General features: G+C 43.6%; 14 protein-coding genes and 1 tRNA gene. 13 read left to right on the top strand and 2 right to left on the bottom strand.

Annotated elements, in window-relative coordinates; translation table 11 throughout:
- Positions 1–11 precede the first annotated feature (11 nt).
- The 9 genes from tolA (at position 12) to LIX84_RS19455 (ending at position 8,413) form a co-directional block, all read left to right on the top strand.
- Positions 12–1,076 carry a cell envelope integrity protein TolA gene (gene tolA / locus LIX84_RS19495; protein ID WP_176320329.1) on the top strand — a complete coding sequence of 355 codons (1,065 nt, stop codon included), beginning with the start codon at positions 12–14 and terminating at the stop codon, positions 1,074–1,076.
- 15 nt (positions 1,077–1,091) lie between these two features.
- The gene (gene tolB / locus LIX84_RS19490) at positions 1,092–2,444 is read left to right on the top strand and encodes a Tol-Pal system beta propeller repeat protein TolB (RefSeq protein ID WP_226422001.1); all 1,353 of its coding nucleotides are present in this window, start codon (positions 1,092–1,094) and stop codon (positions 2,442–2,444) included.
- 30 nt (positions 2,445–2,474) lie between these two features.
- Positions 2,475–2,999 carry a peptidoglycan-associated lipoprotein Pal gene (gene pal / locus LIX84_RS19485; RefSeq protein WP_005378293.1) on the top strand — a complete coding sequence of 175 codons (525 nt, stop codon included), beginning with the start codon at positions 2,475–2,477 and terminating at the stop codon, positions 2,997–2,999.
- A gap of 15 nt (positions 3,000–3,014) precedes the next feature.
- Positions 3,015–3,767: a tol-pal system protein YbgF gene (ybgF, locus tag LIX84_RS19480; RefSeq protein WP_047008561.1), complete on the top strand. Its 753-nt coding sequence runs from the start codon at positions 3,015–3,017 to the stop codon at positions 3,765–3,767.
- 253 nt (positions 3,768–4,020) lie between these two features.
- Positions 4,021–5,082 carry a quinolinate synthase NadA gene (nadA, locus tag LIX84_RS19475; protein WP_046874745.1) on the top strand — a complete coding sequence of 354 codons (1,062 nt, stop codon included), beginning with the start codon at positions 4,021–4,023 and terminating at the stop codon, positions 5,080–5,082.
- A 118-nt stretch (positions 5,083–5,200) separates the two neighbouring features.
- Positions 5,201–6,244, top strand: coding sequence for a potassium channel protein (locus LIX84_RS19470; RefSeq protein ID WP_104974285.1), 1,044 nt, complete (start codon positions 5,201–5,203; stop codon positions 6,242–6,244).
- Positions 6,244–6,660, top strand: a complete 417-nt coding sequence (locus LIX84_RS19465) for a DUF350 domain-containing protein (RefSeq protein WP_167426746.1) — start codon at positions 6,244–6,246, stop codon at positions 6,658–6,660. Before LIX84_RS19470 ends, LIX84_RS19465 begins: the two co-directional genes overlap by 1 nt.
- An 8-nt stretch (positions 6,661–6,668) precedes the next feature.
- A complete protein-coding gene (locus tag LIX84_RS19460) occupies positions 6,669–7,238 on the top strand; it encodes a DUF1190 domain-containing protein (RefSeq protein ID WP_167426745.1) in 570 nt (189 codons plus the stop codon).
- Between the two features lie 8 nt (positions 7,239–7,246).
- Entirely contained in the window at positions 7,247–8,413 is a 1,167-nt protein-coding gene (locus LIX84_RS19455; RefSeq protein WP_226422000.1) for a glutathionylspermidine synthase family protein, read from the top strand.
- A gap of 73 nt (positions 8,414–8,486) precedes the next feature.
- Here LIX84_RS19455 and LIX84_RS19450 read toward each other — a convergent pair whose 3' ends face one another.
- The gene (locus LIX84_RS19450) at positions 8,487–9,098 is read right to left on the bottom strand and encodes a YecA/YgfB family protein (RefSeq protein ID WP_005390772.1); all 612 of its coding nucleotides are present in this window, start codon (positions 9,096–9,098) and stop codon (positions 8,487–8,489) included.
- 53 nt (positions 9,099–9,151) lie between these two features.
- Between LIX84_RS19450 and LIX84_RS19445 the strand changes: the two genes are divergently transcribed.
- The 4 genes from LIX84_RS19445 (at position 9,152) to LIX84_RS19430 (ending at position 14,566) form a co-directional block, all read left to right on the top strand.
- The gene (locus LIX84_RS19445) at positions 9,152–11,572 is read left to right on the top strand and encodes an ATP-binding protein (protein WP_226421999.1); all 2,421 of its coding nucleotides are present in this window, start codon (positions 9,152–9,154) and stop codon (positions 11,570–11,572) included.
- A gap of 518 nt (positions 11,573–12,090) precedes the next feature.
- Entirely contained in the window at positions 12,091–12,540 is a 450-nt protein-coding gene (locus LIX84_RS19440) for an L-alanine exporter AlaE (protein WP_047008566.1), read from the top strand.
- A 144-nt stretch (positions 12,541–12,684) separates the two neighbouring features.
- Positions 12,685–12,772, top strand: a tRNA-Ser gene (locus LIX84_RS19435).
- 93 nt (positions 12,773–12,865) lie between these two features.
- Entirely contained in the window at positions 12,866–14,566 is a 1,701-nt protein-coding gene (locus LIX84_RS19430) for a site-specific integrase (RefSeq protein ID WP_226421998.1), read from the top strand.
- A 182-nt stretch (positions 14,567–14,748) separates the two neighbouring features.
- Here the strand turns inward: LIX84_RS19430 and LIX84_RS19425 are convergent, their stop codons facing one another.
- Positions 14,749–15,579: a hypothetical protein gene (locus LIX84_RS19425; RefSeq protein ID WP_006742898.1), complete on the bottom strand. Its 831-nt coding sequence runs from the start codon at positions 15,577–15,579 to the stop codon at positions 14,749–14,751.
- Positions 15,580–15,779 lie beyond the last annotated feature (200 nt).

Raw genomic sequence — 15,779 nt, 5'->3', positions numbered from 1 at the left:
ATCAATTATCTATGAAAGATCACAAGAAGAAACCCAACCAATACGCCAAACCGATAGCAATATCGGTTGGTTTGCATGCAATTCTAGTTGCAGCCCTGCTTTGGGGGACGGACTTCAACATGTCTAAACCAGAGCCTACAGGGCAAATGGTTCAAGCTGTTGTCATCGATCCAAAACTTGTGCAACAACAAGCGAAAGAAATTCGCCAGCAACGCGAAAAGGCAGCGAAAAAAGAACAAGAGCGTCTTGATAAACTGAGACGCGAAGCAGAGCAGCTAGAAAAAAACCGCAAAGCTGAAGAAGAGCAAATTCGCAAGTTGAAAGAGCAGCAAGCGAAAGATGCTCAAGCAGCACGAGAAGCAGAAGCTGCACGTAAGAAAAAAGAACAAGAGCGCAAGCAGGAAGAAGAACGCGTTCGCAAAGAAAAAGAGCGAGCTGCTAAGCTAGAAAAAGAGCGTAAGGCAAAAGAAGAAGCTGTGCGTAAAGCTGAGCAGGAGCGTTTAGCGAAAGAAGCCGCTATAGCAAAAGCTGAGCAAGAACGTCTAGCTCGTGAAAAGGCAGCAAAAGAAGCGGAAGAAAAAGCACGTCGTGAGCGTGAAGCCGCTGAAAAAGCTGAAAAAGAGCGCATTGCAAAAGAGAAAGCGGCAAAAGAAGCGGCAGAGCGAGAGCGCAAAGCGAGAGAAGCTGCAGAACGTGCGGAGCGCGAGCGTAAAGCGCAAGAAGCCGCGCTAGATGATATTTTTGCGGGCCTTGAGAGTGAGTCAGAACAGAATCAGCAAGCTAAAAATCAACATGTGCAATCTGAAGTCGACCGCTACGGTGCAATTTACAAACAATTGATAGAGAGTCGTATCATTAAGGACGATTATCTTGTGGGAAAGTCGTGTAGGCTTAATGTGAAGCTAGTTCCTACTGGGACTGATGGTATTGTAAGTAATGTTACTGTGTTAAACGGTGACTCTCGTCTTTGTAGTGCAGCTAAAAGTGCAGTTGCCCAAGTTGGTAACTTTCCGATGCCTAAAGACCGAGATGTTATTGATAAAGTTAGAGATATCAACTTAACCGTTGAGTACTAGAATAAGGAATAAGACGTGATTAGACGCCTTTTACTAGGAATGTTTGTACTGTTTAGCAGTATGACAAATGTGGCGAATGCCGCATTAGAGTTGGTCATTACCGATGGTATTGATTCAGCACGACCAATTGCTGTTGTTCCGTTTAAGTGGGAGGGCACTCAAGCGCTTCCAACGGATATTTCTACTGTTATTGCCTCGGATTTGCAACGCAGTGGTAAGTTCAGCCCCGTTCCAACGAGCAAGATGCCACAAACTCCGTTCAGCGAATCAGAAGTCAATTTTGATGCCTGGACTAATTTAGGTGTAGATGCTCTGCTGACTGGCTCAATCAAACAAAATGCTCAAGGTGATTACGTTATCAACTACCAACTTGTTGATATTGTGCGTGGCCAGCTAACGGGTGGAAAAAGTAAAGCGCTTGGTAGCGATGGCGAATTAGTACTGTCAAAAGATCATGTGCTGTTCAATAAGGTCGCGACCGTTCAAGGCCCTCGCATGCGTGAGTACGCTCACCGCATCTCTGATTTGGTGTATGAGCAGTTAACGGGTGACCGTGGCGCCTTCATGACCCGTATTGCATACGTGGTGGTGAATGATAAAGACCGTTTTCCTTACCAACTTCGTGTGGCTGATTACGATGGTTACAACGAGCGCTTGGTTTTACGTTCTAAGCAACCATTAATGTCACCAGCATGGTCGCCAGATGGTAAAAAGCTTGCGTATGTTAGCTTCCAAAATGGTCAAGCAGAAATCTTTATCATGAACATCTACACCGGTGAGCGTGAGAAGATTACTTCATACCCACGTCATAATGGTGCGCCAAGATTTTCGCCTGACGGCAATAAGTTAGCGATTGTTCTCTCTAAGACAGGCTCGCTTCATGTTTACACGTTCGATCTTAACACTCGCAAGCTGACGCAAATTACGCGTGGCAGATCAAATAATACTGAACCGTTCTGGCATCCAGATGGAAAATCGTTGATTTTCACATCGGATAGGGGTGGTAAACCACAGATTTATCAAGTAAATTTGGGCAGCGGTTCTATTGACCGTTTGACTTGGCAAGGCAGCCAAAATTTGGGTGGCCAGATTACTCCTGATGGGCGATTCCTAGTAATGGTGAACCGCAGTAACGCAGGATTTAACTTGGCGAAACAAGATTTGGAAACTGGTGCTCTTCAAGTCTTAACTAAGACCTTGCTTGATGAGTCTCCTAGTATTGCCCCAAACGGTGGCATGGTTGTGTATAGCTCGATTTACAACAAGAAAAACGTACTATCGATGGTGTCAATTGATGGTCGATTCAAAGCTAGATTACCGGCAACAAATGGGCGTGTTAGAGCGCCTGCATGGTCACCGTTTTTGTAGTAATAAGTTTGATTAATAAAGGAAAATAAGATGCAACTGAACAAGGTTCTAAAAGGGCTACTAATCGCGCTTCCTGTAATGGCTGTTACAGCGTGTAGTTCAAGCGACGACGCTGCTTCTAACACTGGTGCAGCAACAAACAACAATGGCGCAGTTGAAACAACAGTAGCTACGCCAATTGATCAAAGCGGTCAGCTAACAGAGCAAGAGCTAAAAGAGCAAGCGCTACGTGAAACTCAAACAATCTACTTTGCTTTTGATAACTCAACAATTGCAGCAGATTACGAAGAGATGCTAGCGGCTCACGCTTCTTACCTAAGCAAGAACCCAGCACTTAACGTAACTATCGAAGGTCACGCTGATGAGCGTGGTACTCCTGAGTACAACATCGCTCTAGGTGAGCGTCGTGCACAAGCAGTAGCGAACTACCTACAAGCACTAGGTGTTCAAGCTGACCAAATCTCAATCGTTAGCTACGGTGAAGAGAAGCCACTTCTTCTAGGTCAATCAGATGAAGTTTACGCTAAGAACCGTCGCGCGGTTCTAGTATACTAATTCGAGGTAATCCTCATGTTCAGTAACACTAAGCGCGCTGTTGCGCTTACGTTACTGGCAAGTGCAGCGAACTTTGCGTTCGCTGCACCAGCTCCAGTATCCGATCTCAACAGCACATCATCCGTCTCTAAGAGCCGTTCATCTGAAACGGAAGTAGAGCGTCTAGAGCGCTTGCTACAAAACCGCAATCGCGTTCAGCTCCAAATGCAACAGCAAATTGACCAAATGTCACAAGAGATCAGTGAGTTACGTGGTCAATTAGAGCGAAATAGCTACGAAATGAAGCAAATGTTGCAACGTCAACGAGAGTTGTTTGTCGAGCTAGATCGTGTGCGTGGAGAAATCAAATCCGCGCCTGCGCAAGATGCGAAACCGGCTAAAACAGGTGGTCAGTACACACCAAATGTTGATGAGCAAACGGCATACCAAAATGCAGTCGACCTCATTCTCAAGAAACGTGACTACACTGGCGCAATTGCAGCGTTCCAGCAGTTCCAGAAAGATTATCCTGACTCCACATACTCAGCGAATTCTCACTATTGGCTAGGCCAATTGTACTTCGCTAAGAAGCAGGACAAAGATGCTGTAAAGAGCTTTGCTGCGGTGGTGTCTTATAAAGACTCCAATAAGCGAGCCGATGCTTTGCTCAAGTTAGGTGAAATCGCTGAGCGTAATAACAATGCAGCTCAAGCGAAAAAGTACTACCAACAAGTGGTTGATGAATACCCAGGTAGTGCATCTGCAAAACTTGCCAGCTCTAAGCTGTAAGACGTTATGTTTTAAAAAGGAAGCTTCGGCTTCCTTTTTCTTTTCCGTTTCTTTATCGGTGGTGATCGAATAAATCGAGAGGAATGGCATCGAGCCTTTTATCCCCATCTTGCAACGGATCCTTTCAATCAGAAATGCTACCTGTAACAAAGATATACGGCTAGATAGCTAGAAATCCCCGCGACAAGTTGGTTTTTGAAAATTAACGAGGTTACAATACTCGGATTAAAGGAAGTTGCGTAGAGCAAGAGCAATGAGCCATATATTAGATAAAATCGACACTGTTTACCCATTCCCACCGAAGCCAGTTCCATTAAGCGAAGAAGAAAAAGCGTCTTACATTGAGCGCATTAAAAAGCTGCTAAAAGAAAAGGATGCGGTACTTATCGCACACTACTATACCGATCCTGAGATTCAAGCCCTAGCGGAAGAAACGGGTGGTTTTGTTGGTGACTCGTTGGAAATGGCGAAGTTTGGTAATCGTCATCCTGCAAGCACACTGATCATTGGCGGTGTTCGCTTTATGGGCGAGTCGGCCAAAATCCTAACACCAGAAAAGCGAATTCTAATGCCAACGTTGGAAGCGGAATGTTCGCTCGATCTTGGCTGTCCAGCGGATAAGTTCAGTGAGTTCTGTGATGCTCACCCTGATCACACGGTTGTGGTTTATGCAAATACCTCAGCAGCGGTTAAAGCCCGTGCCGACTGGGTCGTTACATCAAGCATTGCGCTTGAAATCGTAGAACACTTAGACGCTGAAGATAAGCCAATTATTTGGGGACCGGACCGTCACCTAGGGTCGTACATCGCTAATAAAACTGGCGCAGACATGCTGCTATGGCAAGGTGAGTGTGTGGTTCATGATGAGTTTTCTGCTGATGCGCTACGCAAAATGAAGAGCGTGTATCCAGATGCGGCTATTTTGGTTCACCCTGAATCACCAGCAAGTGTCGTAGAACTTGCCGATGCCGTTGGCTCGACGAGTCAGTTGATCAAAGCAGCGAAAGCGCTTCCTCATAAACAAATGATCGTTGCGACAGACAAAGGCATTTTCTTTAAAATGCAGCAACTTGTGCCAGAGAAAGAACTTATCGAAGCGCCAACCGCAGGTGCTGGCGCAACATGCCGTAGCTGCGCACACTGCCCTTGGATGGCAATGAACGGTTTGAAAGCGATAGAGAAAGCGCTTAGTGAAGGCGGTGAAGAACACGAGATCTTTGTTGATGAAGAATTGCGTGTTAAATCGCTCATTCCGTTAAATCGTATGTTGGACTTTGCTGAGCAGCTAAATATGCAAGTGAAAGGTAATGTTTAAAAAGTAGGCGTAACTGAAAGTAAATCTCAAAAACCAGCCGAATATGGCTGGTTTTTTTGTGTCTTACTATCAATGAGTTACTATTGATGCAATCAATGAATATCGAGGTTATAAATTTATGGCGGTGTGGTTAGTAGTTAAAAAGTGGCTTAGTTCACACCTTTTTAAATTGAGCAACCGAAGTCTTCTCATCTTTAGTGGCTTATATGTGAGCCTTTCTTGGGGGCTGCTCATTCTCGCTGGTGAAACCGCATTAACAGACAGCTTCTCTAACTTTATCTATTACCTTATGGTTACGGCGAGTACGGTTGGCTATGGCGATCATTCTCCAGTGACAGATTTGGGTAAATGGGTTGTTGTACTGTTTGTGATCCCAGGCGGCTTGAGCCTATTCGCTGCATTATTGGGACGTGTCGCTGGAGCAGCGATGGATTACTGGCGAGCGGGTATTTTAGGAAAACGGAGAGTAAGAGTGGAAAACCATATTGTATTGTTGGGTTGGAATGGATCGAGAACGATGCACCTTATTCGCATGTTACAACATGAAGAAGAGGGGAAGCGTCCGATTGTTTTATGCAGCCGTTCAGAAATAGAAAACCCGTTGCCAGGCGAGATCAGTTTTATCAAAGTGACCAGCTACACGGATTCGCAAGAGATGAAAAACGCCAATATTGCTGAAGCAGCTTGCGTTATTGTTGATAACCTCTCGGACGATATCACGCTGTCAGCCGCGCTGTACTGTGCTTCTGTGAATCCTTCCGCACATTTGGTCGCTTACTTTAAAGATGAGGCGTTAGGCCGTCTTTTAAGTCAACACTGTCCTAAAGCGGAATGCATACCTGCTGTTGGCGCAGAAATGTTGGCAAAAGCGGCGGTAGATCCAGGCTCAAGTGCACTTCACCAAGAGCTATTAGCTTCAACACGAGGCATGACTCAATACTCGGTTATTTATCCTGAAAGGCTGCCAGTAACTACTGTTGAGAGTCTCTTTGTTTTTCTCAAAAGACGTCATCATGCCACGCTAATTGCTTTTGACATTGGCCATGGTATCCAACTCAACCCAGATTTAGATGCAGAAGTACCACCGAGTACCAAGCTGTTTTACATTGCAGATGAACGTATTGAAGATTTTGCATGGAAAGAAATGAACAAGGAACAATAATGTACATGATTGCTGACCTGTTAGCAGGTTTTCCCAACTTTTTACTCTATTTTTCTGTTTCTATTATTTTCGTTTTGGCGTTTAAGTTCATCTACGTCAAGCTTACGCCTTACGATGAATGGCACCTGATCAAAGAAAAGCAAAATACAGCGGCAGCGATTGCACTAAGTGGTGCATTTCTTGGTTATTGTATTGCGATTTCGGGGGCTGCAAAAAACTCAGTCAACATTGTCGATTTTATGGTGTGGGGCGTTGTTGCAATGCTGGCGCAGATCATTGCATTTGCGATTGTACGTTTTGTTTTACTTCCAAAAGTGACTGAGCGTATCGAAAAAGATGAGCTGCCTGCCGGTATTGTATTAGCGGCTGTTTCTATATCGGTCGGTGTATTAAATGCCGCTTGTATGACGTACTAGGAGGAACGATGAAGCGGAGTTCTAACGTTAAACGTTCTTCCATGGACAAAAGTTTAAAGCTTGGGAAAATTATTCCCTTTGCTGCTTTTGGCGGTATTTTCTTCTTTGCGACACAAGAATCGAAAACCGAAGGCTACATTTTTTCTGACGCTGATGAATGCAAATCAAACTCGCCAGAGTTCAGTGAGCAGTGCGATATTGCTTATCAAGAAGCTTTGGCTCGAGCCGAACGAAATGCCCCTCGCTACAACAATGAGTTCGAATGTGAAAATGACTTTTACGAAGACGATTGTTACTACAGTTCCAGTTCCCGATCTTATGTGCCTCACTTTGGGGGCTTCTTTTACAGTCGCGCACTGAGCGGTTTGAAAGGTTACAACAAGAGCTATTACTCTGAACCAATGTATCGCTATAAATCCAAATTCTATAATGGTGCCGGACAATTTTTTGGTTCCTATCGTAATCAGCCGACGAAGGTTGCGACCAGTAACCTAAATAAACGTGGTGGCGGAACTATTGGTAGAGCAATGTCTCGAGGCGGGTTTGGTAAAGCGGTATCGGTCAGCCGAGGCGGTTAATAAGCACTATGTTTCGACGAGAAATACAAGAACGAGAAAACTGGCGTGAGTTAGCACGCCAGTTTGGTTTTGGCTTCCATTCCATGTATGACCAACCGTATTGGGATGAGAGTGCTTACTATCAATTCACGCTTGAGCAAATAGAGAACGATATTGAAGCGCCCACTGAAGAGCTGCATCAGATGTGCTTGGCTATTGTGGATGAAGTAGTTCGGAGTGAGAGGTTGCTGACGCAATGTGCGATCCCTGAATTTATGTGGGAGCAGGTTGCTTCTTCGTGGCACCGAAATGAACCCTCACTCTATTCGCGTCTGGATTTTGCATACAACGGAACTTCGCCAGCTAAGTTACTGGAGAACAATGCGGATACGCCGACCAGCCTGTTTGAAACGGGTTTTTGGCAGTGGGTGTGGTTAGAGGATGTTGTAAATAAAGGTCTAATTCACCAGAGTGCGGATCAATTCAACATTCTTCAAGACTTTTTGATTGAACGTTTTTCCGAGATAGCCAAATATCAACCCGGGCAAACCCTTCACTTTAGCTGCTGCAAGTACACTGAAGAAGATAAAGGGACTGTCCAGTATTTAGAAGATTGCGCGCGCGAAGCTGGGTTAGCGACGGCGTTTGTTTATGTCGAAGATATTGGTGCGACGGAAGATGGTCAGTTTGTGGATGCAGATGACAGAGCGATTCGTTGGATGTTCAAGCTTTATCCGTGGGAGTTTATGTTTGAAGAGGAATATGCGAAATACTTAGCGACCGCGAAAGTGAATTGGTTAGAACCCATGTGGAAGTCGATTCTATCCAACAAAGCACTTTTACCGTTATTGTGGGAGCGCTTTCCGAATCATCCTAATCTTTTACCTGCCTATTTTGCTAACGATTCAAAAGCGAACACTTTGAAAGATTTTGTAATCAAACCACTATTCTCTCGAGAAGGCGCGAATATTGAGATCGTCAAAGGTGGGAAACGCGTACTCAAAACGGCAGGGCCTTATGAATCTAAATTCAATATCGTCCAGCAGTATCATCCGTTACCCAAGTTTGGGCAAAGCCATACGTTAATTGGCAGCTGGCTAGTCAACGATAGAGCCGCTGGGATTTCGATTCGGGAAGACACTAGCTTAGTCACGCAAGATATGGCGCGATATATTCCACATGTGATTTTAACATGATCAAAAAAGCTCTCTATCCAGAGAGCTTTTGTCTATTCAGCGGTTCAATCTTGATGGTCGACAGCGTTGTGTCTTATTGTTCTTCAGCTAATGCAACACCGCGTTGAGTAAGACCACATAGCATCACTGGCATGGCATTGAAGATCTCTTCAAACTGTTCTAAGCCTTCCATGCCTTGTTCTGCCAATGTTTCAATGGTCGTTTCTGGATCGTAAAGCATCGTAAGAGAAAGCAAAACACCGCCGAGCAGAGCATTATCTTCGCTGTCCTCTGGCATTAGCGTTTCCCAGTCATCACGAGCAAGTTGCCAACCTTGTAATACACCTTCACAGAAATCACGGGTCTGGCTTGTTACAATATCTTGTTCATCTAACGCGCATCCTTCAGGCCACTGCCAAGATCCTTCTAGAAGAGCAGGACGAGTTTGGTTCCACATTTGCACAATCTCATCAATGTATTGCTCTAATTGCTCACCGTCAGTAAATGGCGCTGTTTCTTCACCACCCCATAAGAATGGCAACCACTCTTGAGGCATTAATACGTTTGGCGCTGCAGCCATCGCTGTTACAAAGCCTTGAGTTTTTGCTAGGTTTAGTAGTTTACCGTCAAGTTCTGGGAGAGAAAGGATGTCTTGTAGTTTCAAAATAGAATACCATTTGTTAATGGGCTGGTTGATTGCGCTCATCTTACCAATCAATTTGTGATAAATCGATATTAGGGAATGATTCACAGACATCTATGGAAATTCGCTCATCACTTAGAAAAAAAAGCATTCTCGCCCTGACACTGTACCTGTGTTTCTTTATCGCAACGATTGGTTCTGTTGCCTATTTGGTTGTCGAGCCTCCGGTTAGGCAAAAGCTAGAGCAAAACCTAGAGTTACGCACCCAACTCCTTGCTCTAGAGATTAAAGAGCCTCTCCTTAGCTCTACCGGTGTATTGAGCAGCCTTGCAGGACTCGCCCAGGGGACTGAAAATATTCAATCTCTCAACACAACAATTCCGCATATTCTCCAATTGAGTGATGAGATGCTCGTCAGTGGTGGCGTATGGCCTAAACCAGAACTCAAAGCTGAACAATGGCGATATAAAAGCCTATTCTTCAATAAAAACAGTGATGGCGGTATTGACCAAATTCACTCCTACAATAATCCTGAATCTGGCGGTTATGACAATGAACCATGGTATAAGGCTGCAGCTGACGCGCCAGTTGGTTCTGTGAGTTGGTCTACGGTTTATATCGACACTTTTACTCAGGTTCAGATGATTACTGCGTCTTCCCCATATTATCAAAACGGTCAATTCGCTGGCGTTGTAACGGTAGACTTATCACTTGATGCACTTTTTCAGTTTATTCGAGAGCACACTAACCAGCATTCTTTAGGTGTGGTGGTTCGCGATGCTGACTCGAACGTGATTATTGAGCACAACTTCCAACTAACAGACGAAATTTATGTCAGCGAGCTTGATTTCGGAGAGTTTGATTGGCGGATGGAAGTTGTCAACGCAAAAGCTAAAGTAGCTGATCAAGTGTTTGAACAAGTCATGAGTGTTGAGGGGAGGATCATTCCATTCTTACTCTTGTGTGTACTGGTCGGGTATTACTTGCTGAATCGTTACATTGTCGAACCGATTGTCCGTATTGCGGCTAAGATTGATGACTCGAAAACTGGCGGGATCATAGACATTGACTACGATAGCGAAGATGAAATTGGACAGCTCATCGAGAAGTTCAATGAAAAAACCATCTATCTAGAGCAAGAGAGAATAAAAGCCCAGGCTTCGACGAACGCTAAAACGGCATTTTTAGCCACATTATCCCATGAGATTCGTACGCCAATGAACGGTGTATTAGGAACCGCTCAGATATTGTTAAAAACGCCACTCACCGATGATCAACGTAAGCACCTGAGAACACTTTATGACTCAGGTGATCATATGATGACGTTACTTAATGAGATTTTAGATTACTCAAAAATTGAGCAAGGACATGTTGAATTCGAAAATACGCCTTTCCCAATTGAGTCGATCATCGGCAGCATAAAAAGTGTTTATCAAACACTATGTGCAGAAAAAGGCCTTCGCTTTAGAGTCGTGTCTCATTTACCAACAGGGCGCTGGTACAACAATGACAAAGCTCGTCTACGCCAAGTGTTGTTTAACCTACTAAACAACGCTGTCAAGTTCACCGACCGAGGCATCGTAGAGGTAGAGCTGACCGAGAAATCGAGCAAGGCAGGTACCAAGCTTATGCTCGCGGTGAAAGATACGGGTATCGGTATTTCTCAAGAAGCGCAAAAACGCATTTTCCGTCCTTTTGAACAAGCGGAGTCCTCGACGACTAGGCGGTTTGGTGGTACAGGGCTTGGTTTGGCGATAGTAAAAGAAATTGCCGAGCATATGGGAGGGCATGTGATTGTGCAGAGTCAAGAGAATGTCGGGACAACCTTTACCGTCGAGATCGCGCTTACGCCTTGTGAGCCTGGGAAAGTGGAAGCAGTCAATGCACATAAGCTGAATTGCAAAGGTTTGAAAGCGCTCATTGTCGAAGACAACCGAACAAATGCGATCATTATGGAAACTTTCCTAAGAGCCAAAGGCTTTGAGTGCACAAGTGTTGAAAATGGTCAGCTTGCCGTCGATGAGGTGGCCGTTCAGTCATTTGATTTGATATTAATGGACAATCATATGCCTGTTCTTGATGGTGTTGGGGCGATATCAGCCATTCGAGCGATGAGTTCGCCTGTAAAGTCGGTACTGATCTTTGGCTGCACAGCGGATGTATTCAAAGAAACACAAGAGCGCATGATAAATGTAGGAGCCGACCACATAATTGCGAAACCAATTGTGGAGTCTGAATTAAATGATGCGTTATATCTCCATGCAGCACGGTTATACCAATACCAGTCGGACTTTGGTGATAATACAACGGATATCCTTGATGCGGAAAAGTGGCTACTAAACTTCTATGTTGCTCTAGATAATGGTCATCTCAACGAAGCGCTAGAGGCTATTTCAGCGATTATTGCTCAAGTCACCCCTGATGCTAATAAAGACGTTTCTTTAGTTGCCGAGCGAATAAGGCGTAACTTAAAGCGTCAGCAGTCTCCAAACCAAGATGATATCGATACATTAACGCTCTTGCTCGCATCATCATAGCTTAATCCATATAGCGCGATTCAACGCAATCATGAATTGTCTTTACTCTTCATACCTAACCTTAGCTGAATCGTCTATTTTTTCCTTACTTTCAATGAGCTTAGCTCTGCTGTTGGATCCTGTCATAAGAGAAACGGTGCGGCTCTTAGTTGCGCTCACATCGGGAATACTCTGAATTTTTACAACTCAGTAGCATAAGTTATTAGAATGATCGTTTATTCCCCGAGCTTTATCCTAACCCTCCATCCAAACAATCACTTATCTCACTTTTTGTGTAAGTTAAATCCGTATTTTTCTACCATTTTTACGTCATTTTAGGCGTTTTTAGTTGTTGGTGGTGAAAAAAACTACTTTCATTTTAAAAAATGGTTATAAATTTACAACTTGATTTAAAATACAGTGCCATACGCTGCTTTTTATGTGATTTAATTGCCTTATTAACTGGTCATGTATTTGTTTGATGGTTGATAGTTTTATTTTGTTTATTTTTTGTGGTATTTAATTTTAGGGGTTGGTTAATGAAGTCTCGTGGACCATTTTGTATTCGTCACGCCGCAGCGGATACCTTTGCTATGGTTGTTTTTTGCTTTATCACAGGGATGATTGTCGAGATTTTGATTTCAGGGATGACGTTTGAGCAATCTTTAGCATCACGTACACTATCTATTCCAGTGAATATTGCTATTGCTTGGCCGTATGGCGTTTTTCGTGATTGGGTACTACGTCAGGGTAACAAGGTATCGCCGTCTTCATTTATGAAAAACGTATCTGATCTGGTCGCTTATGTGCTTTTTCAGTCTCCAGTTTATGCGGGAATTTTATTCGCAGTTGGTGCGTCTACAGACCAAATAGTGACCGCGGTGACAAGTAACGCCATTATTTCTTGCGGTATGGGTGTGTTGTATGGGTACTTCTTGGACATGTGCCGCCGTTGGTTCCGTGTTCCCGGTTATTCTCAAGGCATCTAAATGACCCAGTTTTGCTCAATTTAGTTACTTAGTGAGCAATCGAGTGGAAAAGGGCGCTTTTTTTTATGTTTAGCCTTGACCATCAGGCACATAATCATTAAATTAGCGCCTCGTTAGCCAATGATGCTAACCAAAAATTGATTCGGTGAGTTGTCCGAGTGGCTGAAGGAGCACGCCTGGAAAGTGTGTATACGGCAACGTATCGAGAGTTCGAATCTCTCACTCACCGCCACATTCTATAAGCCCTTGTAGTGTAAGAACTTCTTATAATACAGGGGTTTGGTGTTTTAATGTAAGCTGCCTACTGGTACAAAGAGTAGGTACAATGTCGAACATCATGGCAAGTCCTTATAAACATCCTCAGACTGGTGTTTACTACTTTAGAATGGCTGTCCCAAAAAAGCTGGTTCCTATAATCGGTAAGACAGTCTTCAAGAAATCTCTTCAAACTAAAAATCTTTCTGAAGCTAAACCACGATTTACTGAGTGTCTATTCGATGCACAGAAGCAGATCGCCGTTGCTCAGTTAAAACTATCTAATTCATCCAATGTCGTACTCAATGTTAGAGACTGTACAATCATCGCAGAGCGTTGGTATGAACACGTAAAGAATGAAGTTGATACCTCTGGTAACTACGATCTTTTCCTAAAAAGGGATGTAGATGCGGAAGGTTCAGTCCATGAATTTGGCTTGTCTGATACTTTGTCTTTATATGGTAGTGAGGTTGATACTGCTACCCCTGAACAGCTTCAAGAGCTAGCAGATGAACTAAAAGAGTTCATTGTTGCTCAACTAGATAGAGAAGGTTTAGTTGTCTCTTCTCACAGTGAGTCTTTCCGTCAATTAGCAGTAGCTTTCTATCACTACATTCATCGCATCGAAGCGCTGTGTAGAGCACGTTACAACCGTGACTATGGCTACGAAGCAATATCTAATCCTATTGCAGACAAACCTCTATCAGTTAACCCTTCAGCTAATAAACGTCAGCCTAAACGCCAAAAGGCATCTCAATACTCAATATCTAATGTGTTTAAGAGGTATCACCAGTCTGAGATTCTTAAAGACAAAGACGCTAAAGCATTGTATGAGGCTGGCCTTCAGATTGAGCGTCTAATCGAAGTTATCGGAGATCTGGATGTTACTGAGGTAACTCGTGCACATATCGTTGAGTTTCGAGATACACTGCTTCAGTTACCTAAGTCTAAAATTGCAAGTATCAGGAATAGACCTCTTCTAGAACAAATTGAACTTGTAAAGATACAAGGTCTAGAGACTTTAAGTGCTACTACGGTGAAGAACTGTCTACGCAAGACCTCTGTTGTGTTTAGCTACGCCATTGAACTAGGCATCATCGATTCTAATCCACACGTAGGTGTGCGTGTTGCCACGGCGGAGAAGAAGACTGAAGCTAATGAGGGAAAAGGCTACACTGACTCAGAAATGCGTCGACTGTTCCAAGCTGACGTATTTAATGATGCTAATGCTCGTAAACCTTATGGTATGGCTTGTTATTGGGTTCCTTTGTTGTGCAGATATACAGGTGCACGCCTAGAGGAAATGTCTCAACTACATAAGTCAGATATATCCCAATCAGACTCAGGCATACATTACCTCAACATCCGTAGAGGTGAGGGGCAAAGCGTTAAGAATAACTCTTCACTGAGACACGTACCTATCCCTGCTCATCTGATAGAACTAGGTTTCTTAGATTATGTTGCGGAGTCAGGCGGCTTCTTGTTCCCTGAGCTTAAAGAGAACAAATACGGTAAGAAATCAGCGGCACTCAGTAAGTGGTGGGGTCAAACAGTCAGGTCTCTAGGTATACACACAACCCAACCAGCTCATGCCTTTAGGCATACTTTCAAGACGGCTCTGCGCAGATTGGGTATTGCTGATACTGTTAGTGACGCTATTACTGGTCATACTCCAGCGGGTGTAGGCGGTTCATATGGTACGGTTGAGTTAGAGACGAAGAAAGAAGCTATCGACCGTCTCCCTCGTTTAGCTCTGTCTCGTTTGTGGTAACCCATCAGGCCACCAGCCTGTAAGAAACTGTCCTAGTCCTGCTGGTGGCTCGTTTTTTATAGAAGTTTAAAACTTGGTATGCTTTATACCTCGTATGATAAGGGTTTAGAGTATCTATACTGGTAATCTAATAGTCACCTAAGGTGTTTATGGTGAAGCTCATGCGGGTTGACACTACTATCTTAAAAGTATTCTTCATTCTCTTGCTCAAGTTCATCAATACTTATATCAAAGTCTATAGCGTCTAACGGCTCACCTAGATAAAGCCTTATGAACTTAGCAAGCTTATCTGGTTCATTAGCGCATTTGGCCTTTTCTAAAATCTGCCTAGCGGTAGCCTTATCATCCTCAGTTAACGCTCCTGTGGTTTCTTCATCAACAGAAGACCATTCATCCCTTTTAAGTGCTTCTCGGCTCGGTCTTAGCATAGGAAAGCCCGTAATGGGGTTCTTATCAACATTGCTCTTCTTATCAAAGAAACCAGCCTCTTCAAACTTATTCTTAAGTTTACGCCAGTTACTAACCGTTGAGGTCTGAATACCAAGTATCTCTGAGGTCTTCTTAATGCTTGGGGGATTATCTTGACTCATGAGATTTAGAAATTGTTGCCACTGTAACTCTGTTCGTTGACTGCTTGTAAGAGATAAGGCTGTGTGCTCGGTGTTGATAGACAAGGCTCTATCTAGTGTTACACCTTCAGTATGTACCTTAACTCTAATTTGTTTGAAGCGTTTACCTTTGGTGTTTTTAAAGATCTGCCTGTATGCCCCGTAGCGGTGGAAACCATCAACGATAATATACTGACCATACTTTTTAGGGTCTTCAACTACCTCAATGGGTTCTATGCGTTTTTTTGGGTTATCATTCAATGCCTTAACGATAGTCTGAATGTGTCTGCGTGAAGCCTTCTCTTGATCTATACGTTCCCCATACGGTGAAGTTCTAGGGTCTCTGACTTGGTAGCGTTTATCATCTGCATTTATTGAGGATAGTGTTATTCTTCTAGTTTCCATTGTGCGTATTACTTGTTGACAACTAGTGGATGAGACTATACATGAATGTAGAGGTAGCTATAAGGTGTATACCCCGTTTTTACCTTGTTGTTTTTCGTTAAGTTGTTGATATTAATTGTCTTTGTTTCTACTTTTGTATTTGCTTTTATGTAGTTAATTTGGGTTTTTTAACTACTTTGTTGACTATTGCCGTGTGGCTT

This window comes from Vibrio sp. E14 (genome assembly GCF_020515785.1).
Lineage (GTDB): Bacteria > Pseudomonadota > Gammaproteobacteria > Enterobacterales > Vibrionaceae > Vibrio > Vibrio diabolicus.
Note: the sequence above shows the minus strand (reverse complement) of the source record. Positions and strands in the feature narration are given on the sequence as shown.